Raw genomic sequence first — 20503 nt, forward strand, 5'->3', positions numbered from 1 at the left:
GATGCGCAAGGCTATGTTTTTGCTGCCGATCCTCTTCGTGGCGCTGATCGTCGTTCTGTCTTCGGTCTTTGTCGTGGACGAGCGCGAAAAGGCGCTGGTGCTGCAATTCGGCCAGATCAAGGCCGTCAAGGAAGAGCCGGGGCTCGCCTTCAAGGTCCCGCTGATTCAGGAGGTCGTGAAATATGACGACCGCATCCTGTCGCTGGATACCGACGTGATCGAGGTCACCCCGTCGGATGATCGCCGTCTCGTGGTCGATGCCTTTGCGCGTTTCCGCATCGCCGACGTTGTTCAGTTCCGTCAGGCCGTTGGCGTCGGGGGGCTGCGTGCGGCCGAGGATCGTCTTTCCTCGATCCTGAACGCCCAGATCCGCGAGGTGCTGGGCGCCGACCAGGTGACATCCGATACCATTTTGTCCGAGGATAGGCGCATCCTGATGACGCGCATCCGCGACCAGTCGCGCGAACTGGCGCGCAGCCTGGGTCTGGATGTCGTTGACGTTCGACTGAAACAGACCAACCTGCCCGCGCAGAACCTCGAGGCGACCTTTGCCCGGATGCGGGCAGAGCGTGAACGCGAGGCCGCTGACGAGATCGCCCGCGGTAACGAGGCCGCGCAGCGGGTGCGCGCGCTGGCCGACCGGACCGTGGTCGAACTGGTCTCTGACGCGCAACGCGAGTCACAGATCACGCAGGGTGAAGCCGATGCAGAACGTAACCGCGTCTTTGCAGAAGCCTTTGGTGCCGATCCCGAATTCTTTGCTTTCTATCGCTCGCTTCGGGCCTATGAGGCGGCGCTGATGACTGGAAATTCCTCGATGGTGATGACGCCTGACAGCGAATTTTTCGACTATCTCAAGCAGGCCGACGGCCCGGCGGCGGCACAATAGGTTGCTTGTGTCCTATGTGATCCTGGCCTTTGGGCTGGTTCTGGTGGTCGAGGGGCTGGTGTTCGCACTGGCCCCTTCCCGTCTGGATGACATTGTCGAGATGATCCGCCAGATCCCGCCCGATACCCGTCGCCTGCTCGGGCTGACGGCCGTGGCCCTCGGGACCATGCTGGTCTGGCTCGCCCGCAGTCTTGGCGCCTGAAAAGCCGCTTCGGGGCTTCACGCGGTCTTGACGCGCCGCGACGCACGTTGAGTTGCAAACCGGTATGTGCCACCCCCATATCGTGGCAAATCCGGGCCCGCCGGGCCCGAAGTAAAATCCAAGCAGGAGGATCTGACCCGTGACACTCCAGGCTGTTTCGATCGCCGCCCACGACGGGCGTTCACGATTGCGCCCGGTCTTGGCGCTCATGCTGGGGATCGTGCTGATGATGGCGCAGGCGAGCCTTGCATTGGCGCGCTCAGCCCCCGAAAGCTTTGCCGAGCTTGCCGAAAAAGTCAGCCCGGCGGTGGTTAACATCACCACCTCGACCACCATCGAAGGCCATACAGGCATCAACCCGATGGTTCCTGAGGGATCGCCCTTCGAAGATTTCTTTCGCGACTTCATGGCACCAGAGGGCGAGCGCCCGCCACGCCGCAGCCAGGCGCTGGGCTCGGGTTTCGTGATTTCGTCCGATGGCTACATCGTCACGAACAACCATGTCATCGAAAAGGCAGACGAGATCGAGGTCGAACTCTTCTCTGGAGAAACGCTAGAGGCCGAGGTGGTCGGCACCGATCCCACCACCGATATTGCGCTTTTGAAGGTGACCAGCGACGCGCCACTGGCCTTTGTCCCGTTCGGCGATTCCGACCTGATGCGGGTGGGCGACTGGGTGATGGCGATGGGCAATCCCTTGGGGCAGGGATTCTCGGTTTCGGCCGGGATCGTTTCGGCCCGTGGCCGCGCGCTTTCGGGTAGTTACGACGACTACATCCAGACCGATGCCGCGATCAATCGTGGTAATTCAGGTGGGCCTCTGTTCAACATGGAGGGGCAAGTCGTCGGCGTGAATACCGCCATCCTGTCGCCAAATGGCGGCTCTATCGGGATCGGATTCGCAATGTCGTCCACCGTGGTGACCAGCGTGGTGGATCAGCTCAAGCAATTCGGCGAGACCCGGCGCGGCTGGTTGGGGGTGCGTATACAGGATGTCAGTGACGAGATGGCCGAGGCCCTGGGCCTGGAGGTTGCGCGCGGCGCTATGGTCAGTGACGTGCCCAACGGCCCTGCCCGCGAGGCAGGGATGGAAACCGGCGACGTGATCATGACATTCGACGGGCGCGATGTCGAGGATACCCGCGGCCTGGTGCGCCAGGTTGGCAATACCGCGGTCGGCAAATCGGTGCCCGTGGTCGTGTTCCGCGACGGTAAGACCCGGACGCTGAATGTGACCTTGGGCCGCCGTGAAACCGCCGAGGCCGCGGTGCCTGCCGCTGCGCGCCCCGATACGGCCCCGCAAACGCGCGAGATGATGGGTATGACGCTGGCTCCGCTGAGCGATGAACTACGTTCCCAGCTCGATCTTGATGCCGGTGCCGAGGGGCTGGTGGTTACGGAGATCGACGAAACCGCAGAGGCCTATGACAAGGGGCTGCGCGCGGGCGATCTGATTACCGAGGCGGGCCAACGCAAGGTGACCACCATTGCCGAGCTTGATGAGCGGATCGAAGAGGCCCGCGAGGCCGGTCGGCGCTCTTTGCTGCTTCTTGTGCGCCGCCAAGGCGAACCGCGCTTCGTCGCGCTGTCGGTGGACGGTTAGGGGGATGGTACCGGGTGAAGGGCGCCCCTGGAGGGCGCCCTTGTCATTCCTGGCGCCCACGCCTTTTGGACCGCGTCGCGCCTTTGCGTGCTGGGAAGAGGGGTAATCAAAGGGTCCAGGGCGTTCTAGTCGCCCTCTCGCGCGTAGGCTACGAGGCCCAGTTTGCGCGCGGCAGCCATTGACAGCGTGGCGCTGTCCAGCCCCTGGGGGGCCTGGTAGCGGCGGATCGCGCTTCGGGTGGCGCGGTCCATCCGGCCGGTCACCGGCCCGCGATGCAGGCCCCGAACCTTCAGCGCGCGTTGCAATGCCGCCAAGAACTCTTGGTCCATATCCGCCGGGCAGGGGGTTTCGAACCACAGTTCGCGCCGCTCGCGGATGATACGCTGCTGGGTTTCGGTCTTGTAGATTGCGGGGCTGCGCACGCTGCCGTCGCTGCCGATCTGTGGTGGTTGCAGCATGATCTGTTCGGTCACGGTTTCCAGAACCGCCGGGGTTATGTCACGCGCCCAGCAACTGCCCGGCGGGGCGCCAGGGGGGGCGGGGGTCACGTCCTTGTCCGGCATCGTCTCGAAACGCATCGGGCCGGTGCCGGCTTGGCAGGCGGCCAGCCAGAGAATGACAAGCCCGAGAAGGGGGCGTGTGGGCATCATTTCGTTTGTCCCGGTATGGGCGAGCTATCCGGCGGCCGTTTCAGCGTGAGGATAGCCCCTTTCGCGCCCGCGTGGAAGGATCGGGGCACCGGCCCTGTGCCGGATTTCATGCGGGCCTGTCGCGTTGGTCCGTCGGACCTGTCGCATTCCGGGGTTGCCCTGAACGCCACAGCCTTTAACTCTGCTACGGGATCAGGAATTCGGGGAAAGAGAATGCGCAAAGTCACGCTGGGCCAGAGCGGCCTCGAAGTTTCGATGCTGTGCCTTGGCACGATGACCTGGGGCAGTCAGAACACAGCCGAGGAAGGCCATGCGCAGATCGACATGGCGCTCGATCATGGCGTCAATTTCATGGATACGGCCGAAATGTATCCGGTCGCCCCGGTCACGGCTGAAACCGTGGGCCGCACGGAGGAAATCATCGGCCAATGGTTTGCCAGGACCGGCAAGCGGGCCGATTGGATACTGGCGACCAAGATCACCGGCGAGAATGGCGGTTTCGTGCGCGGTGGGGATGGTATTCACCCGGCGTCGATCCGCGCCGCGGTCGAGGCGTCGCTGCGGAGACTGAACACCGACTATATCGATCTTTACCAGTTCCATTGGCCCAATCGTGGTTCCTACCATTTCCGCAAACAGTGGAGCTATGATCCCTCGGGGCAGAACCGTGCCCAGACCCTGGCCCATATGGCCGAATGTCTCGAAACCCTTCAGGCGCTCGTGCAAGAGGGCAAGATCTGCCATTTCGGCCTTTCGAATGAAACCGCATGGGGTATGGCGCAATGGCTGCGCCTGGCCGAGGAACAGGGCCTGCCGCGTGCCCAGTCGATCCAGAACGAATATTCGCTTTTGTGCCGACTTTACGACTTGGACCTTGCCGAACTTGGGGTAAACGAGGGCGTGACCCTTCTGGCCTGGTCGCCACTGGCCGCGGGCCTGTTATCGGGAAAATACGCGGGCGATGTCACGCCCGAGGGCACGCGGCGCACGCGTCAGCCCGACCTCAACGGAAGGATCTCACCCCATGTCTGGGAAGCGGTTTCGGGCTATATGGGGGTGGCAAACCGGCATGGGCTTGACCCGGTTCAGATGGCGATTGCCTTCGTCGCGCAGCGGCCATTCCCGGTGATCCCGATTATCGGGGCAACCTCGACGGCGCAACTTGCCACGGTTCTGGGTGCAGGGGGGCTTTTATTGTCCGACGAGGTTATGGCCGATATTGCGGCCGTTCACCGCGCCCATCCCATGCCCTTCTGAGGCGCGCAGCCCCGTTCCCCCTTGGCCCGCATGTCATCGGCGGGCCCGCCGGCCTGTAACCGGGCCTGGCCTCGGGGGGGGCTCAGGGTCGCCAGGTTAGGAAATTGGCGATCAGGCGCAGCCCGGTAGCCTGGCTCTTTTCGGGGTGAAACTGGGTGCCGAGCATGTTGTCGCGCCCCACGATCGCGGTGACCGGCCCGCCATAGTCGCAATGGGCCAACAGATGCGCGGAATCGGCCACGCGGAAGTGATAGGAATGTACGAAATAGGCGTGATCGCCCGTGGAGATGCCCTCCAGCACCGGGTGTGGACCGTCGATTACCAGATCGTTCCAGCCCATGTGGGGCACCTTCAGCGAGGTGTCGGCGGGGGCAATGCGCACAACTTCGCCCCCGATCCAGTCGAATCCCGGCGTCTGTTCGTATTCCAGCCCGCGCGAGGCCATCATCTGCATCCCTATGCAGATCCCCATGAAGGGTCGGCCCTGCCCGATCACCGTTTCCTCGATCGCCTCGAACAGGCCGGAGTGATCGAACAGCGCCCGGCGGCAGGCCGGAAAGGCCCCGTCGCCCGGCAGAACGACACGGTCGCAGCGGCGCACGGTATCGGGGTCGGCGGTGACGATCACCTCGCCCGCGCCCTGTTCGCGTGCGACGCGTTCAAACGCCTTTTGGGCCGAGTGCAGGTTGCCGGATTCGTAATCGACGATCGCGGTCAGCATGATACTACAACGCCCCCTTGGTCGATGGGATTGCATCGGCCTTTCGCGGGTCGGTTTCCACTGCCTCGCGCAGTGACCTTGCGACGGCCTTGAACGCAGCCTCGGCGATATGGTGGCTGTTGACGCCGTGCAGGCAATCGACATGCAAGGTGATGCCGCCATGGGTCGCCAGCGCCTGGAAGAACTCGCGCACCAGCTCGGTGTCAAAGCTGCCGATCTTTGCCGTCGGGAAATCCACGTTCCACACCAGGTAGGGCCGCCCCGACAGGTCCAGCGCACAGCGTAAAAGTGCGTCGTCCATTGGCAACAGGCATGCCCCGTAACGGCGGATGCCGCGCTTGTCGCCCAGCGCCTGCGCCAGTGCCTGGCCCAGCGCGATGCCGACATCCTCGACGCTGTGGTGGTCGTCGATATGGGTATCGCCCGCGCAGCGGATATTCATGTCGATCAGCGAATGGCGCGCCAACTGGTCCAGCATGTGGTCGAAAAAGCCAACGCCGGTGGCCATCTCGTAGGCGCCGGTGCCATCGAGGTTCAACTCGACCGAGATGTCGGTCTCTGCCGTCTTGCGCGCGATCTTCGTCGTCCGCATGGGGGCCTCCTGTCAGTGATGCCTTGCGTCCTTACACCCATGGGCGGCGCGCTCCAAGCGGGGTTTTGCGGCTTGCCGGGGGCGGGCCGGGCGCCTAGGTTTGGCGCGACCCACAAGAGGAGCTGTCCAATGACCACCTGCGTCTTCGTGCAACTGCGCTGCCGCCCGGGCAAGACCTACGAGGTGGCCGAGGATATCGTCCTGCGCGAGATCCATTCAGAGCTTTACTCGACCAGTGGCGAATTCGACCTCTTGCTCAAGCTGTATATCCCCGAGGATCAGGATATCGGAAAGTACATCAACGATTGTCTCCTGGACATACCCGGGATCGAACGGTCGCTGACGACACTGACATTCAGGGCGTTCTGCTGAGAACTGAATACTGACGAGGGCGCGCTGCGCAGGCCGGATGACCCGAACGCCTGGCATGCGCATCCGTCGTCTTTATCCTAGGCCTCGTCTTGGCGGGGAACCGGGCGCGGTTTGCCGTTTTCATCGATGGCCACGAAGGTGAACACGCCGCGCGTGACCTGCTCGGTCCATTCCTGGCAACGTGGGCGGTGCCAGGCGCGCACCTCGATACGCATTGAACTGCGGCCTATTTTCAGAACCCTGGCATAAAGCGAAACTTCGTCGCCGACCTGGACGGGCTTGTGAAATTCCATTTCGTCCACGGCGATGGTTGCCGCCCGGCCACGCGAGACGCGCGCCGCCACGTTGCCCGCGGCAAGGTCCATCTGCGACATCAGCCAGCCACCAAATATATCGCCCGCAGGATTGGTATCGGCGGGCATGGCGATGGTGCGGATGACGGGTTCACCTTTCTCGGGGGTCAGTTCGGGCACTTGGGCCTCCTTTTGGGTTCGTTGGGCCGGTGCCCTATAGCCTTTCGATGCGGGGCCGCCAACAGGGCCCCGAGCGATCAGGCGGGTGCGTCCGCATATTCGGCCCGGTACCAGTCCACGAACCGCGCCACGCCATCTTTCAGATCGGTTTCTGGACGATAGCCGGTCAGGCGCTGCAACAGCGTGCAATCGGCCCAGGTCGCGGGCACGTCGCCTTGCTGCATGTCCATGTAGTTGCGGATCGCGGCCCGCCCGGTGGCGGCCTCGATCGCGTCGATGAAATCCTCCAGCCGGATCTTGGTGGAATTGCCGATATTGACGATGCGAAAGGGTGCAACGGGTGACAGGCTGTCGCCCTCAACGCCCGTCTCCGGCCCGCCCGGCACAGCGTCGATCAGCAGGCGGATGCCGCGCACCAGGTCGGTGACATAGGTGAAATCACGCCACATCTGTCCGTGATTGTAGACGTCTATGGGTCGACCCTCCAGGATTGCGGCCGTGAACTTGAACAGCGCCATGTCCGGCCGTCCCCAGGGGCCGTAGACGGTAAAGAACCGGAACATGGTGGTGGGCAGGCCGTGGATATGCGCCCAGGCATGGCCCATCGCCTCGTTCGCCTTCTTGGTGGCGGCATAGAACGACATCTGCGTGTCGGCCTTGTGCGTCTCGGCATAGGGCATCTCGGTATTGGCGCCGTAAACCGAACTGGTCGACGCCAGCAGCAGATGCGCCGGGCGGGCGGCCAGCGCCGCCTCCATCAGGTTGAAGGTGCCAACGATATTGGCATCGACATAGGCGCGCGGGTTCTCGATCGAATAGCGCACGCCGGCCTGCGCGGCGAGGTGGACAATGACGTCGGGCCGGGCGCGATCAACAGCGCTGGCCAGTGTTTCTGCCGTCTCAAGCCGCGCCTCGGTCGCGACAAAGCGCGACGACCTGGCCAAATGCGCATGGCGGCGTTGTTTTAGGCGGATGTCGTAATAATCCGTCATCCCGTCATAGCCATGCACCTCCCAGCCCTCGCGCAGCAAAAGCTCGGCAAGGTGAAAGCCGATGAACCCGGCAGTCCCCGTGATGAAGGCGCGTTTCATGCCGTCTCCTGTCGGTGGTGGCGCGTGCGCGGCACAGTAGCGGCGCGCCCGCTCAGCGCAAGCCCCGCGCGGGTGGGCGCGTAGCCGCCGATCCGGCGGGGGGATGCGCGACTTTCCGCCAGTGCGGGCGTTCACGGGATGGCAAGGAGTTTGCCGCAGCTTGCCGGATCAGGACGATGCAGCTAAGGGACACGGCCATGATCAATGAAAATAAACGTTTCTGGCCGCGTGCGGCCCATCCGGTGCGCCGGCTATCCTTGGTGCGTGGTATCGCGGCATCGTGCCTGCGCCGGGCATCGCATCCGTCGGGATTGGCGGCGCTCGCGATCGCGGCGCTTGGCGTGGCGGGGGTGTCGGTGCTGTCACCCGTGAACACGGGCGCTGAACTTGCCCCCGTCGCCATTGTCGACCTCTCGCCCGCGGGCGGCTTTGCCAATGCGCCACAGCCGTTGCCGGGGACCTACCGGATCGGCGCAGAGGACCCGGTCGCGCGATCGCAATTGCCCCGTGCCGAGGCGCCGGGCGCCGCGCCGCAGTTGACGGCTCTCTATCGCTACGACGTGGACCGCTCGTTCATGCCCCATGGCCTGCGGCTGATCACTGGTCGACCGGCCGCCGTCCCGCCGCCTCGCCCCGAGAATAACGCGGTGGCGCGCCTGCGTCCACAGGCACGGCCTGGCGCCGTGGCGCCAAGCCGTATCGAAACCCCGGCCGACGTATTGCGTCCCGCTGCGCGGCCTCTGGATTACGTCGCGCTCGCGTTGCCGGTTACCAAGCCGCCGCGCCCCACTGCGCGTCCCGAGGGTATGACCGCGACCGTGATGTCAGTGCCTAGTCACGCCGCCTCGGCAATGTCGCGGCCTGCCGCCGCGATCCGGCCCAATGCCCGGCCCGAGATCGCGGTTCAGCGTGTCGCGATGGCCGCCATGCCTCGCGGTCCTGTCGCGGGGCACCCCACCGATGCGGCACCGCGCGGCAAGACCGCGGCGGCATGTTCGGTCCGGCTGGCCCGCGGTATTCCGCAACGCCCGCGCGGGGCTGCCGGCGGCAGTGCCCTTGCCGAGCGGATGCGGTCCCTGCAAGGCGTCGACCGTGACCGGCTGATCGCGCAAGAGTTGTTGTCGGGCAACATGCCTGGTTTCCTGCGCAATTTGACACCCGTGACCGTGTCGGGCCGCATGCCCGATGGCCGCGGGGCCAATGTCACGATCTGCGTCACCCCCGATTACCTGGCACTTGGCCGGGATACGGATTTCCTGCGCGTGCCGATGGGTCTGCCCGCCGCCGCGCAGATTGCCGACCGGTTCGGTTTCCTGCTGCCCACCACGCGTATGGTCGACGCCATCTACGCGCAGGCCGGTCTGCGGCTTGACCCTCGCCCGATGACCCCGGGCGCGCAGATGACCTCGACCAGTTATTTCTGGCAGCATCACCAAACCGTCGAGGGGCAGACCGGCGGGCGCGCGGGCCAACTTGTCGCCGGCCAGAAAAAGGACCTGGTGCTGACCAATCGGTTGCGCCGCACTCCCGGGCGGGTGGCGATCTATGGCTGGCATCGTCCGAACGGGCGACCGATTCAACCGCTTTCGACCGTGCATGGTGCGCTTTACGCCGATTACAGCCACGGCGTGCGGCTGGTAAGCGATACGGCCTTCGTTGATGGCCGCGCCGTGTCGCTGGGGGCGTTGCTGGCCGATCCGGCCTATGGTGCGATTTTGTCGGACGAGGGACCGATCCCCGCACCAGAGCGGTTGATCGCGTCGCTTTATCGCTAGCACAGCGGACCGGGTCGGGGAAAACGTCCGGCGATCTGTCACAAGGCAGCGTCGAGTGGGCGCAACCCCACAAGGATCAAGCGTCATATCAAGATCCGGCGCGGAAGTTCATTGACTTTCGCGCCTGTTTTGCGGCTCAGTCCAGTGTCTTGCAGCAGCGAAAGCCCAGGTGATAGTTTTCGTGGCTGGCCGGGCTAAGCACCCGGCTGCCATGCCAGTAAGGCGCACGCCAGCGGCACCAGTCGGGATGGGCCTGGTACTTGTCCCAGATGAACCAAGACCCTTTCATCTCGGTGACGCCCAGGGTGCTGGAACCGCGGCTGGACATCTGGTCTGGCGCGAGTGGCAAATTCATGTGTTCGGCCGCGTTGCCGTTGATATCGTAGACAAAAAGAGGGCTGGTACAGCCCGAAAACGCGCCGCTCGGATAGGTGTTGGACCCACAATTGCGCCATCCCCCGCCGGGGCATGTGGGACTTTTCTCGCTGTCTTGCGCGCAGATCCCGCGGCGGAAAACCTGGCCATAGCTCCAGGTCTTGGTGGTCGCGTATTTCGTGTTATGCGCCGCGCGCATCCGGTTCACCGCCGCCGAGGCCGAGAGCCCGCGCGCCAGGTCGAAACGGTAATCTGGGGCGGTCAGCGCGCCTGCGCAGGCACCTTCCCATTCATGCGCATCACATAGCCGCTTGCCCTCGGCTGCACATATTTCGGCGGCCTCTTTTGCCTTGACCCAGACGACGGGGTACGAGCAGGGGATGTTGGGATATTCGAACTGGTCGATGCAGGCCGTGGCGTCCTCTGGTCGCTGGGTTGCCGGATCGTACAGCGGTGCCATGAATTTCGCGCCGCAGATTCGGTCGAACCGACGGTTCGAATAGGCCGCGACCGCGTCGCCACCCGCGCGCGCATGACAATCGGCGCGGCTCATCGCATGACGGGTGATCGCGGGATTGCCCTGGCCGATTACGCCCGATCCGGCAAAGATCGCCTTGATCCGCTCAAGCTGTGCCCCGTTGACCCCGCGAATGGCCTCAAGTTCCATGAAAAGGCGGGCGTTTGCCTCTGCAAGCCCTTGGGCCGCGGCTGGGCCTTGCAGCCAAAGCGGCAAGACAAGCACCGCGATCAGCCCCCTGAGGGTCTGTCTCATTCGGCCTGCCTCCCTTCCTTGCGCAAGAGATAAAAGAAATCCCGATTGTCCGGATAGCCTACGAAACGCGGGACACGGCTGCCATCGCGGCGCCGCGCATCGACATTGGCCATTCCCGACACCAGGTGGCGCGTGTTGATCCCGCCCTCGTCCGACGGGGTGTAAAGCGCCATGTAGGTGTGTTCGAGGGCGTTCATGTCCAGCAGCATCGCGTAGTCGCACCCATAGGCCTGGAACGTGCGCGCCATGGCAGAGGGTGTTGCCGTCGAGAACCACGCATAGATCAGCAAGGGGTTGTCGTCACCCGGTTTCAGGCAGGCACCGGCGCGCAGCGTGCGCAGCTCGGCCTTTGCCGAGCCCGACCAATTGCCGCCCCCCCAGCTCGTCACCAGCGGGCCGGGTATGCCGTTCTCGATCAGGGCAACGCCATTCTGGCGGGCAAAACGAATATCGCCCAGCATGGCGTTGTCGGTTTCATCCCATGTCTTCATGCCGATGCGGCCATCGTCCAGAACGTAAAACGTCGCCAAGTCGGGTTGCAGTGTGCTCAGCACCGCGCCGTGTACGATGAATCCATAGTGATGTCCGTGATTGTAATTCGCCTTGGGGCCAAAGCGAAAGGCACCGTGATCTCGCTTGAACCCGCCGGTGAAGGTCGCCGCGACGCGCTGGGCCTGGGTGGGGTTGATCATTCCGCTCATGGCCAGCGGTGCGGGGCTGGCCACGCCATCGGGGCCCGGGATGGAAGGGTTGCGTCCCGCGCCCGAGGGCCGCGAGGACCAGTCGAGACGCGGATGCTCGGTGCCCAGTTCGAAACCGATGTCGAACCGGCCCATGTCAAAGCCGACGAGATAGACATCGGCCCGCCCCTCGATCGCATCCAGCCAGTTTGCTTCGCCCTTGCGGTTCAGGAGGTCGGGATGGATCATCCGTGGTTGCAGGGCGCTTGCATATATTCCCGGCGCGCCCTCTATCGCATACCAACTGCCCATTTCCATTCGCTCGGTGCTGCCGCCGCGCAGGTTAAAGGTCATTGTGGTATACATCACCGGGTGTTCGCGCAGGGCGGCCTGTCCCAGGCTTGATGCCGTGCGTCCTCGATCGACGCCCTCGATCAACTCGCCGCTTTCGAGATACTTGTCCTTGTAGAGCGTACTTTTCACGAATCCGACGACGCTTTCGCCGAAGGCCAGGTTGTCGCGCAGGAACTCTGCGCTGCGTTCCAGATTGGTGCGTGCGCCCCTGACCGGGTTGCGCAGGTAGAATGCGCCGTCACAAATCGGCACGAACGGGAGGCCATCGGCCTGTGCTGCCGAAAGCGCATCCTGCCCGGCCCAGGGACGGCACAGGTTTTCCTGTCCGCCTTCGGTCAGAACCAGCGCGGGACCCGGCCCTTTGCCAAGGTCAACTTGGCGCCGATGCGGTGCGGTGTTTTCCAGGTGGTATGTCTGGGTGTCGCGGCCCGGCCGCGTCACCTCGAGCAGGAACCATGCATTGCTTGAAGGCTTGATCGATGTCAGCCGCAACGCCGTGCCGTCGGCCATTCGTGCCGTCTGGGCGTTACGAAAAACCTGAAGCTCCAGCATGGATTTGCGGCGAACCTCGCGGGCGGCCGCGTTTTGCTGGGCCAACTGGACCGCACCGGGCCTTTCGATCGCCTTGGCCGCGCCCGCGGTCATGGTCGCGCTGGCAAACGACAGGGCCACGACCAGGGCCGAGGCTGCCCATCGTGCCGTGCTATGGGATGCCTTGCGGAACAGGCAGGTCATTGAAACAGGACACCGAACCAATAATTTCAGGGCGGGCGCCGCGACAGGCCGAACGCCCTTGCCGGTCAGCCTAGCCGCGCCCGGCCCGCTGCGGCAACAGTTTTCCCCTGGTGCAAGGTGGTGCGCCGGTCCTGCGGGAAACCGCCCGTTGTTACATGTCCGTCGTTGGCCCATGCTAGAGCCAAGGCGCGCCAGCGATCCGACGGGCCACCGCCGGGGCGAATGAAAGGACGATGACAGGAATGAAGATCGAGGAAAACCGAACCTTCGAGGAAATTTCGGTGGGTGACGCGGCCCAGGTTGTCCGGGTCTGCACAGAAGACGATTTCTATATCTTTGCCACTGCCTCGGGCAATCACAACCCGATGCACCTGGCCCGTCACGATGGCGACGGGGACGGTGCCGAAGAGGCGATCGCGCCCGCGCTCTGGGTGGGCTCGCTGGTTTCGGCGGCGATCGGCAACGTGTTGCCGGGGGCGGGGGCGCTCTACCGGGCGCAAAGTTTCGTATTCCATGAGCGTGCCCATGCGGGCGATGAACTGGTCGCGCGGGTCACGGTAACCGAAAAGCACCCGCCCGATGGGTTGGTGATGGCCACCGATGTCACGCGCAAATCCGACGGGGCGGTGATCCTGAGCGGCGAGGCCAGGGTGCAGACACCTGCCCGCAAGATGGTATTCGAGGATCTTGAAATCCCCGGCCTTCTGATCGAGAGGCATCGCCATTTCGATGCGCTGATTGCGCGGGCCGAACCCTTGCCGCCGCTGCCTACCGCGGTGATCGCACCCGAAGAACCGAAATCTCTGGGCGGTGCGTTGCTGGGCGCGCGGCATACGATCATCACACCGATCCTGGTCGGGAATGCCGCGCTGATTACCGCTGTCGCCGCCGAGATCGGTGAGTCGCTGGACGGAGTCGAGGTGATCGACGCCCCCGATCACGCCCGCGCAGCGAATATCGCGGTCGATCTTGTCTGCGAGGGTCGCGCACAGGCCGTTATGAAGGGGCATCTGCATACCGACGTGATGCTCAAGGCGGTGCTACGCAAGGAAAACGGTCTGCGCACGGGGCGTCGCCTGACCCATGTCTTCGTCATGGATGTGCCGGGTGTGCCGCATCCGCTGCTTGTGACCGATGCCGCGATAAACATCGCTCCGGACCTGCGCACCAAGATGGATATCTGCCAGAACGCCATAGATCTGGCCATTTCTCTTGGGATAGAGTTGCCCAAGGTGGGCGTTCTTTCGGCGGTCGAAACCGTGAACCCGGATATTCCCAGTTCGCTGGACGCGGCGCTGTTGTCAAAGATGGCCGAACGCGGCCAGATCTTCGGAGGGCTGGTCGACGGGCCGCTGGCGATGGACAATGCGGTGGATCTTTCCGCCGCGCGCACCAAGGGCCTCACCGGCCAGGTGGCGGGCCGGGCCGAGGTGCTGGTCGTTCCCAACCTCGATGCGGGCAACATGCTGGCAAAGCAGCTTGCCTATATCAGCCATGCCGAGGGGGCTGGCGTGGTGATGGGGGCGAAAGTGCCGATCATCCTGAATTCGCGCTCGGATGACGACAAGGCGCGGCTTGCCTCTTGCGCCGTCGCCGCCCTGCACGAGGCCCGGATCTCGGGGCGGATTGCGGCGCCCAGGGCGGCGGAATAGATCCATGCCCCACGCGCTGACGCTGAATGCCGGATCGTCCTCTCTGAAATTCGCGCTGTTCGAACTGGGCGATTTGTCCGGTGCGCCCGCAGTCCGCATCACCGGCCTGATCGAACGGATCGGCGGATCGTCTCACATGCGGGCCCAGCGCGCCGATGGCACGACGATTTCCGACGCGCCCCTGCCGCCCGAAGAGGCCGCCGATCACGAGACGGCGCTGGGCCGCGCGCTGGACCTGATCGGACAGGAGCGGCCCGATGCACGGGTCGTCGGAGTGGGGCACCGCGTGGTGCATGGTGGCCCCGACCATGCCGTGCCGATCGTGCTGAATGCCGAGGCCCTTGAAAAGTTGCGCGCACTAGAACCTCTGGCACCGCTGCATCAGCCGCATAACCTGTCGGGTGTGCGTGCGGCCCTCGCGGCCTTTCCCGAGGCGGTCCAGGTGGCCTGTTTCGATACCGCCTTTCACCGGCACCACCCCTGGGTGAACGACACGTTCGCCTTGCCGCGCGGCTATTACGACAAGGGCGTGCGGCGCTACGGTTTCCACGGGCTGAGCTATGACTACATCTCTGGTCGGCTGGCCGAGATCGCGCCGCACCTGCATGCCGGGCGGGTGGTTGTGGCACATCTCGGCAACGGGGCCTCGATGTGCGGGATGATCGGCGGTCGCTCGATCGCCTCGTCGATGGGCTTTTCGGCGCTGGACGGGTTGCCGATGGGCACGCGCTCGGGGCAACTGGACCCCGGCGTCGTTCTCTACCTCATGAGCCAGGAGGGCATGGGCGCCGACGAGATCGCCGACCTGCTGTACAAGCGGTCGGGGCTTTTGGGGTTGTCGGGGCTGTCCAACGACATGCGCAAGCTGGAAGAGGCCGGCACCGACGCCGCGCGCGAGGCGATTGCCTATTTCGTGTTCCGTGTCCGCCGCGAACTGGGGGGGCTTGCCGCGGCGCTTGGCGGGATTGATGCGCTGGTCTTCTGCGGCGGTATCGGCGAACATTCCGTGCATGTCCGCCAGAAGGTCTGCGAAGGCATGGGCTGGATCGGGCTGGAACTGGACGAGGCGCGTAACATGCGCGGCGAGACCGTCGTCAGCACGGACCTGTCCCGCATTCGCGTGCTGGTAATTCCCACCGACGAGGAAATCGTCATCGCGCGCGCGGTGCGCGACATGCTGGCCCGGCGCGGCTAGGGCCTGCGGACCTTGGAATTGCGTGTTTGAACATGGCGCGCGGCGACGGCCTTGGCCAGTTCCGGTACGACCACCAGGGGAAGCGCGAGAGCTGCGATCAGCCGCCACTCGGCCCAGCCCAGGGCCTGTGTCTGTAACAGTACCTGTAGCGGCGTCCAATAGATCGCGGCCATCTGCGCAGCCAGTGTTATGGTCAGCGCCACCAAGAGCAACGGGTTTGAAAACCAGCCGATCCGGGTACAGGGCAGGTGCAGCGAACGAAATGCAAAGACCGAGAGTTTCTCGAACACCACCATCGCGGTAAAGGCGGCGCTGCGGGCCAGATCCTCGCCCATGGGCAGCAGGGAATAGAAAATCCACAGGCTTGCCGTGCCCGTATAGGCGCCAAAGCCCAGGATGGCCAGAACTCCGCCTTTGCCCAGGATGGGCTGTGTCTTGGGGCGCGGGGGGCGATCCATTTGGCCGGGGGAAGACTTTTCCAGCCCCAGCGCCACCGCCGTCATCCCATCGGTCACGAGGTTCATCCACAGGATCTGCGTCGCCAGAAAGATCAGCGGCCCGCCCAAGATCAGGTTCACGACCAGCGCCACCACCTCGCCCGCGTTCGAGGACAACAGGTAGCGGACGAACTTGCGCACGTTTTCATATTGTCGCCGCCCCTCGCGGATCGCATGCAGGATCGTGGCGAAATTGTCATCCAGCAGCACCAGGTCGGCGGCATCGCGGGCGACATCGGTCCCGCGTGCGCCCATGGCAACACCGATATCTGCCTTTTTAAGGGCGGGGGCGTCATTCACCCCGTCGCCGGTCATGGCGACGACCTGCCCGGTTTGTTGCAGTGCGGTGACGATGCGCAGTTTCTGCGCGGGCGCGGTGCGCGCGAAAAGCACATCCTCGCGCAGGGCGGCGCGCAGGGCCGCATCGTCCATCGCCGCCAAGGCGTCGCCGTCGATTACCCGGCTTGGCCTCAGGCCCACCTGCCTGGCAATGGCTCGTGCGGTCAGGGCGGCGTCTCCGGTAATCAGGATCACGCGAATGCCGGCGGATTTCGCTGCGCGGATCGCCGGACCCACCTCTGCGCGCGGCGGGTCGATCAGTCCGACGAACCCCAGAAAGGTAAGGCCTGCCTCGTCCTCTGGCAGGCGCATGTCCTGTTGTCGCCTGCGGGCCAGCGCGATGACCCTCAGACCGTTCGAGGCCATCCGTTCATACTCGGCTTGAAGTCCAGCCCGCACGGCCCCTTCCAGAGGCTCTGGCCCCGACACGCCCATGACATGGGTGCAGCGCGCCAGCACCGGCTCGGGCGCACCCTTGGTATGCAGCACGTACCCCTCCGGGCCAAGAGCAAGAACGCTCATCCGCTTGCGCTCGGATGAAAACGGCAATTCGGCAAGCGCCGCGTTGCGACCGGGCAGCGGCGCCCAGCCCTTGTAGGCCAGTGTCACCAAGGCCCCCTCGGTTGGCTCGCCCAGCATCTGCCAATCATCGCCCGCCCGGCGCAGCCGTGCATGGTTGCAAACCAGCGCTGTTTCCAAAAGCGCGCCAAGCGCCGTGTCGCAATCAGCCCGCACCCGGCGACCTGCCCGCGCGATATGGCCGGTCGGGTCGTAGCCGGTGCCGGTCACGTCATAACGGCCCGCCGCCATGACCACCTGCACGGCTGTCATCCTGTCCTCGGTCAGCGTGCCCGTCTTGTCGGTGCAGATAACAGATGCCGCGCCCAGCGTTTCCACCGCCTGCAACCTGCGGGCCAGCGCCTTTTGGCGCACCATCGCTTGTGCCCCCAGCGCAAGCGTGATGGTGACCACCACCGGCAGGCCCTCGGGCACGATGGCAACCGCCAGGGACAGCGCGGTCATGAACATCTCTGTCAAGGGCTTGCCGACGCTCACCCCCAACATGCCGATCAGCGCCGCAACGCAAAGCGCGGCCAGGCCCATCTGCCGGGCCAGCCGGCCAAGTTGTCGTTGCAGGGGGGTGCGCTTGGGGCCGACCGATCCGGTCAGTATCGCGATCTTGCCGAACCGGCTACGCGTGCCGGTGGCGGTAACCATGCCTTCGGCCCGGCCCGCCACCACTATGGTGCCCATGAACAGGGGATCGCCCGCTTCCTTGGTAACGGGTACGGATTCCCCGGTCAGGGCGCTTTCATCGGCTTTTATCTGCACCGCGAGCAACAGGTCCATATCGGCCGGAACCCGGTCGCCAGTCTCGACGATCACCACGTCGCCGGGCACGATCTCTTGGGCGGGCAATTGCCGTTCCTCACCGTCGCGACGCACCCGTGCGACCGAGGCGACCATGCGGCCAAGCGCGGCAAGGGCGGTTTCGGCCCGCCATTCCTGCACAAAGCCCAACACGCCGTTCAAGATCACCACGACCATGATCGCCAGTGCGTCGGTCCGTTCGCCCAATGCCAGCGCAATCGCGGCGGCGACGATCAGGATCACCACGAGAAGCCCGGCGAACTGGCGCAAGAATATCACGGCGGGCGAAACGCGCGGCCCCTCGGCGAGGCGGTTCGCCCCGACCCGCGCCAGCCGGATGCAGGCCTCGGCCTGTGTCAGTCCTAGGGATCGGTCGGGCGTCATGTGCCGCTCGGGTTGGAATGGTGCAACTCTACATGGGCCAGATTTGTTTGCCTTGATGCGGATCAACGCAAGGTTTCGTTCTGCATGCCTAGTCTCTGGCAAGGCCGTTCCAATCTGCGGGAGGATGTCAGATGGGTGCCCATATCCGGTGGTTCGAGTCCCTACGGCGTGGTGACGTCGCAACGGTCGGGGGCAAGAATGCCTCGCTGGGCGAAATGGTGGCCGCACTGGCCGGGCAAGGCATCAAGGTGCCCGCCGGCTTTGCCACCACGGCTGATGCTTATCGCGCGTTTCTTGCGCATAACGACCTGGAGGCCCGGATCACGGCGTCGCTGGCGGCACTCGACGCTCACCGGACCGAGTTGCACGAGGCGGGCACGACGATCCGCCGGATGATCCGCGAGGGCCACTGGCCCGACAACATCCGCGCCGAGATCCGTGACGCCTATGCCGAACTGTCGCGCCGGTCGGGCGTTGACGCGGTGCCGGTCGCCGTGCGCAGTTCCGCAACCGCCGAGGACCTACCCGATGCCAGTTTCGCCGGCCAGCAGGAAACCTATCTCAACGTGCGTGGCCCCGACGACCTGCTGGCGGCCTGCCGGCGCTGTTTCGCGTCGCTGTTCACCGACCGGGCGATCACCTATCGCCGGATCAAGGGGTTCGATCACGACAAGGTCGCGCTGTCGATCGGGGTGCAGCGGATGGTGCGCTCGGATATCGGCGGCTCGGGCGTTATGTTCTCTCTCGATACCGAGACGGGCTATCCCGATCTCGTGCTGATCAACGCCGCCTGGGGGCTGGGCGAGAACGTCGTTCAGGGCGCTGTCACCCCCGACGAATACCAGGTCTACAAGCCCTTCCTCGACCGGCCAGGCCTGGTGCCGATCCTGGAAAAGGGGCTGGGTGCCAAGGAAAAGAAGATGATCTACGGCCGCGACGGGCAATCGACCCGGAACGTGCCAACATCCAGGGCGGAGCGCGGGCAGTTCGTGCTGTCGGACGCCGAGATCCTCGACCTCGCCCGCATGGCCGTCACGATCGAACGCCATTACGGCATGCCGATGGACATGGAATGGGCCCGCGACGGCGAGACGGGCGAGCTTTTCATCGTGCAGGCCCGCCCCGAGACCGTACAGTCGCGCGCGGATGCCGCGGGCTTCCGCAGCTATACAGTCCACGACAAGGGCAGGACGCTTCTGACCGGCCTTTCCGTCGGCGCGGGCCTTGCCAGCGGCCATGTCTGCGTGATCGAAAGCGCCAAGGACATCGACCGCTTTGTCGATGGCGCGATCCTCGTCACCTCGATCACCGACCCCGACTGGGTGCCGATCATGAAGCGCGCCGCCGCGATCGTCACCGATCATGGCGGGCGCACCAGCCATGCCGCCATCGTCAGCCGCGAACTGGGCCTGCCCGCCATCGTCGGCACGGGCGACGCCACCCACATCCTGCATGACCAGCAGGAGGTGACGGTATCCTGCGCCGAGGGCGAGACCGGCTATGTATACGAGGGGATGGCGGAATATTCCGTCGAGGATATCGCGCTGTCGGACGTGCGCGAGACAAAGACGCGGGTGATGCTGAACATGGCGAACCCATCGGCCGCGATCCGCTGGTGGCGGCTGCCCTCGGCGGGCGTGGGCCTGGCCCGGATGGAATTCGTCATCAACAATGCGATCAAGGCGCACCCGATGGCGTTGATCCACCCTGAGCGACTGGATGAGCCGACGCGTGAGGAAATCGAAAGACTCACATCAGGTTTCCAAGATAAAATACAGTTTTTCTTGGAAAAACTTTCGATGGGGTTGTCGCGCATCGCGGCCCCCGTCTATCCCGAGCCGGTCATCGTGCGGATGAGTGATTTCAAGACAAACGAATACGCCGAGCTGCTGGGCGGGCGGGGTTTCGAGCCCAGGGAAGAGAACCCGATGATCGGCTTTCGCGGCGCATCTCGTTACTATTCAGATGCTTATGCACCGGGCTTCGCGCTGGAATGCCAGGCGATCCGACGGCTGCGCGATGAGATGGGCTTCGACAACGTGATCGTCATGATCCCGTTCTGTCGAACCCCCGAAGAGGCCGACCGCGTGCTTGAAGTCATGGCTGCAAACGGTTTGAAACGCGGTGAAAATGGCTTGAAGGTCTACGTGATGTGCGAGGTGCCGTCGAATGTGATCCTCGCCGAGGAATTCGCGCGCCGCTTCGACGGGTTCTCGATCGGGTCTAACGACCTGACGCAGCTGACGCTGGGGGTGGACCGGGATTCCGAGGCGTTGGCCACGCTGTTCGACGAACGCAACGCCGCCGTTCAGTGGATGATCCGGTCCGTGATCGAACGTGCCCACGCGGTCGGGTGCAAGGTCGGCTTTTGCGGACAGGCGCCTTCGAACGATCCCGGTTTCGCGCGCCTGCTGGTCGGCTACGGCATCGACACGATCTCGGTCACGCCCGACAGCTTTCTCGCCGTCAAGCGCAACGTCGCGGAGGCCGAGCGCTGAGAGGGCTGGACCGAGGTCAAGAATCC

Annotated in this window: 17 protein-coding genes; 9 read left to right on the forward strand and 8 right to left on the reverse strand. The window is 64.5% G+C overall.

The window, feature by feature from the left end:
• Nucleotide 1 precedes the first annotated feature (1 nt).
• The 3 genes from hflC (at nt 2) to EV663_RS01890 (ending at nt 2694) form a co-directional block, all read left to right on the forward strand.
• Entirely contained in the window at nt 2-889 is an 888-nt protein-coding gene (gene hflC / locus EV663_RS01880) for a protease modulator HflC (RefSeq protein ID WP_132950405.1), read from the forward strand.
• A 7-nt stretch (nt 890-896) separates the two neighbouring features.
• Nucleotides 897-1091, forward strand: coding sequence for a DUF2065 domain-containing protein (locus EV663_RS01885; RefSeq protein ID WP_132950059.1), 195 nt, complete (start codon nt 897-899; stop codon nt 1089-1091).
• Between the two features lie 208 nt (nt 1092-1299).
• Nucleotides 1300-2694, forward strand: coding sequence for a Do family serine endopeptidase (locus tag EV663_RS01890; protein ID WP_132950406.1), 1395 nt, complete (start codon nt 1300-1302; stop codon nt 2692-2694).
• A 125-nt stretch (nt 2695-2819) separates the two neighbouring features.
• On the opposite strand, the gene EV663_RS01895 is transcribed toward EV663_RS01890, so the two are convergent.
• Nucleotides 2820-3344, reverse strand: a complete 525-nt coding sequence (locus EV663_RS01895) for a peptidoglycan-binding domain-containing protein (RefSeq protein ID WP_132950060.1) — start codon at nt 3342-3344, stop codon at nt 2820-2822.
• Between the two features lie 213 nt (nt 3345-3557).
• On the opposite strand from EV663_RS01895, the gene EV663_RS01900 reads away from it, so the two are divergent.
• Nucleotides 3558-4601, forward strand: coding sequence for an aldo/keto reductase (locus EV663_RS01900; RefSeq protein ID WP_132950061.1), 1044 nt, complete (start codon nt 3558-3560; stop codon nt 4599-4601).
• Nucleotides 4602-4683: 82 nt separating this feature from the next.
• Here the strand turns inward: EV663_RS01900 and hisH are convergent, their stop codons facing one another.
• On the reverse strand, nt 4684-5322 hold the full coding sequence (gene hisH, locus EV663_RS01905; protein WP_132950062.1) for an imidazole glycerol phosphate synthase subunit HisH: 639 nt from the start codon (nt 5320-5322) through the stop codon (nt 4684-4686).
• A 4-nt stretch (nt 5323-5326) separates the two neighbouring features.
• Nucleotides 5327-5914 carry an imidazoleglycerol-phosphate dehydratase HisB gene (hisB, locus tag EV663_RS01910; protein WP_132950063.1) on the reverse strand — a complete coding sequence of 196 codons (588 nt, stop codon included), beginning with the start codon at nt 5912-5914 and terminating at the stop codon, nt 5327-5329.
• 129 nt (nt 5915-6043) lie between these two features.
• Between hisB and EV663_RS01915 the strand changes: the two genes are divergently transcribed.
• Nucleotides 6044-6286, forward strand: a complete 243-nt coding sequence (locus EV663_RS01915) for an Lrp/AsnC ligand binding domain-containing protein (RefSeq protein ID WP_132950064.1) — start codon at nt 6044-6046, stop codon at nt 6284-6286.
• Nucleotides 6287-6363: 77 nt separating this feature from the next.
• Here EV663_RS01915 and EV663_RS01920 read toward each other — a convergent pair whose 3' ends face one another.
• The gene (locus EV663_RS01920; RefSeq protein WP_132950407.1) at nt 6364-6708 is read right to left on the reverse strand and encodes an acyl-CoA thioesterase; all 345 of its coding nucleotides are present in this window, start codon (nt 6706-6708) and stop codon (nt 6364-6366) included.
• A 128-nt stretch (nt 6709-6836) separates the two neighbouring features.
• Complete coding sequence (locus EV663_RS01925; RefSeq protein WP_132950065.1) at nt 6837-7850, reverse strand: SDR family NAD(P)-dependent oxidoreductase; 1014 nt, start codon at nt 7848-7850, stop codon at nt 6837-6839.
• Between the two features lie 197 nt (nt 7851-8047).
• Between EV663_RS01925 and EV663_RS01930 the strand changes: the two genes are divergently transcribed.
• Nucleotides 8048-9625: a hypothetical protein gene (locus tag EV663_RS01930; RefSeq protein WP_132950066.1), complete on the forward strand. Its 1578-nt coding sequence runs from the start codon at nt 8048-8050 to the stop codon at nt 9623-9625.
• Between the two features lie 136 nt (nt 9626-9761).
• Here EV663_RS01930 and EV663_RS01935 read toward each other — a convergent pair whose 3' ends face one another.
• Nucleotides 9762-10772, reverse strand: a complete 1011-nt coding sequence (locus tag EV663_RS01935) for a hypothetical protein (RefSeq protein ID WP_132950067.1) — start codon at nt 10770-10772, stop codon at nt 9762-9764.
• On the reverse strand, nt 10769-12541 hold the full coding sequence (locus EV663_RS01940; protein ID WP_132950068.1) for a hypothetical protein: 1773 nt from the start codon (nt 12539-12541) through the stop codon (nt 10769-10771). The genes EV663_RS01935 and EV663_RS01940 overlap by 4 nt, the downstream gene beginning before the upstream one ends.
• A 242-nt stretch (nt 12542-12783) precedes the next feature.
• On the opposite strand from EV663_RS01940, the gene EV663_RS01945 reads away from it, so the two are divergent.
• Nucleotides 12784-14193, forward strand: coding sequence for a bifunctional enoyl-CoA hydratase/phosphate acetyltransferase (locus EV663_RS01945; protein ID WP_132950408.1), 1410 nt, complete (start codon nt 12784-12786; stop codon nt 14191-14193).
• A 4-nt stretch (nt 14194-14197) separates the two neighbouring features.
• On the forward strand, nt 14198-15388 hold the full coding sequence (locus EV663_RS01950) for an acetate/propionate family kinase (RefSeq protein ID WP_132950069.1): 1191 nt from the start codon (nt 14198-14200) through the stop codon (nt 15386-15388).
• On the opposite strand, the gene EV663_RS01955 is transcribed toward EV663_RS01950, so the two are convergent.
• Nucleotides 15385-17979, reverse strand: coding sequence for a cation-translocating P-type ATPase (locus EV663_RS01955; protein ID WP_132950070.1), 2595 nt, complete (start codon nt 17977-17979; stop codon nt 15385-15387). The two genes, EV663_RS01950 and EV663_RS01955, sit on opposite strands and share 4 nt — an antisense overlap.
• A gap of 131 nt (nt 17980-18110) precedes the next feature.
• On the opposite strand from EV663_RS01955, the gene ppsA reads away from it, so the two are divergent.
• Nucleotides 18111-20477, forward strand: a complete 2367-nt coding sequence (gene ppsA, locus EV663_RS01960) for a phosphoenolpyruvate synthase (protein WP_132950071.1) — start codon at nt 18111-18113, stop codon at nt 20475-20477.
• The last annotated feature ends 26 nt before the right edge of the window (nt 20478-20503 follow it).

Source organism: Rhodovulum bhavnagarense (genome assembly GCF_004343505.1).
GTDB lineage: Bacteria > Pseudomonadota > Alphaproteobacteria > Rhodobacterales > Rhodobacteraceae > Rhodovulum > Rhodovulum bhavnagarense.

Bases quoted from the DNA above. Each gene is read 5' to 3' on its own strand.
- hflC (WP_132950405.1), top strand. From the start codon at position 2: ATGCGCAAGGCTATGTTTTTGCTGCCGATCCTCTTCGTGGCGCTGATC.
- EV663_RS01890 (WP_132950406.1), top strand. From the start codon at position 1,300: ATGCTGGGGATCGTGCTGATGATGGCGCAGGCGAGCCTTGCATTGGCG.
- EV663_RS01895 (WP_132950060.1), bottom strand. From the start codon at position 3,344: ATGATGCCCACACGCCCCCTTCTCGGGCTTGTCATTCTCTGGCTGGCC.
- EV663_RS01900 (WP_132950061.1), top strand. From the start codon at position 3,558: ATGCGCAAAGTCACGCTGGGCCAGAGCGGCCTCGAAGTTTCGATGCTG.
- hisH (WP_132950062.1), bottom strand. From the start codon at position 5,322: ATGCTGACCGCGATCGTCGATTACGAATCCGGCAACCTGCACTCGGCC.
- hisB (WP_132950063.1), bottom strand. From the start codon at position 5,914: ATGCGGACGACGAAGATCGCGCGCAAGACGGCAGAGACCGACATCTCG.
- EV663_RS01915 (WP_132950064.1), top strand. From the start codon at position 6,044: ATGACCACCTGCGTCTTCGTGCAACTGCGCTGCCGCCCGGGCAAGACC.
- EV663_RS01920 (WP_132950407.1), bottom strand. From the start codon at position 6,708: ATGCCCGCCGATACCAATCCTGCGGGCGATATATTTGGTGGCTGGCTG.
- EV663_RS01925 (WP_132950065.1), bottom strand. From the start codon at position 7,850: ATGAAACGCGCCTTCATCACGGGGACTGCCGGGTTCATCGGCTTTCAC.
- EV663_RS01930 (WP_132950066.1), top strand. From the start codon at position 8,048: ATGATCAATGAAAATAAACGTTTCTGGCCGCGTGCGGCCCATCCGGTG.
- EV663_RS01935 (WP_132950067.1), bottom strand. From the start codon at position 10,772: ATGAGACAGACCCTCAGGGGGCTGATCGCGGTGCTTGTCTTGCCGCTT.
- EV663_RS01940 (WP_132950068.1), bottom strand. From the start codon at position 12,541: ATGACCTGCCTGTTCCGCAAGGCATCCCATAGCACGGCACGATGGGCA.
- EV663_RS01945 (WP_132950408.1), top strand. From the start codon at position 12,784: ATGAAGATCGAGGAAAACCGAACCTTCGAGGAAATTTCGGTGGGTGAC.
- EV663_RS01950 (WP_132950069.1), top strand. From the start codon at position 14,198: ATGCCCCACGCGCTGACGCTGAATGCCGGATCGTCCTCTCTGAAATTC.
- EV663_RS01955 (WP_132950070.1), bottom strand. From the start codon at position 17,979: ATGACGCCCGACCGATCCCTAGGACTGACACAGGCCGAGGCCTGCATC.
- ppsA (WP_132950071.1), top strand. From the start codon at position 18,111: ATGGGTGCCCATATCCGGTGGTTCGAGTCCCTACGGCGTGGTGACGTC.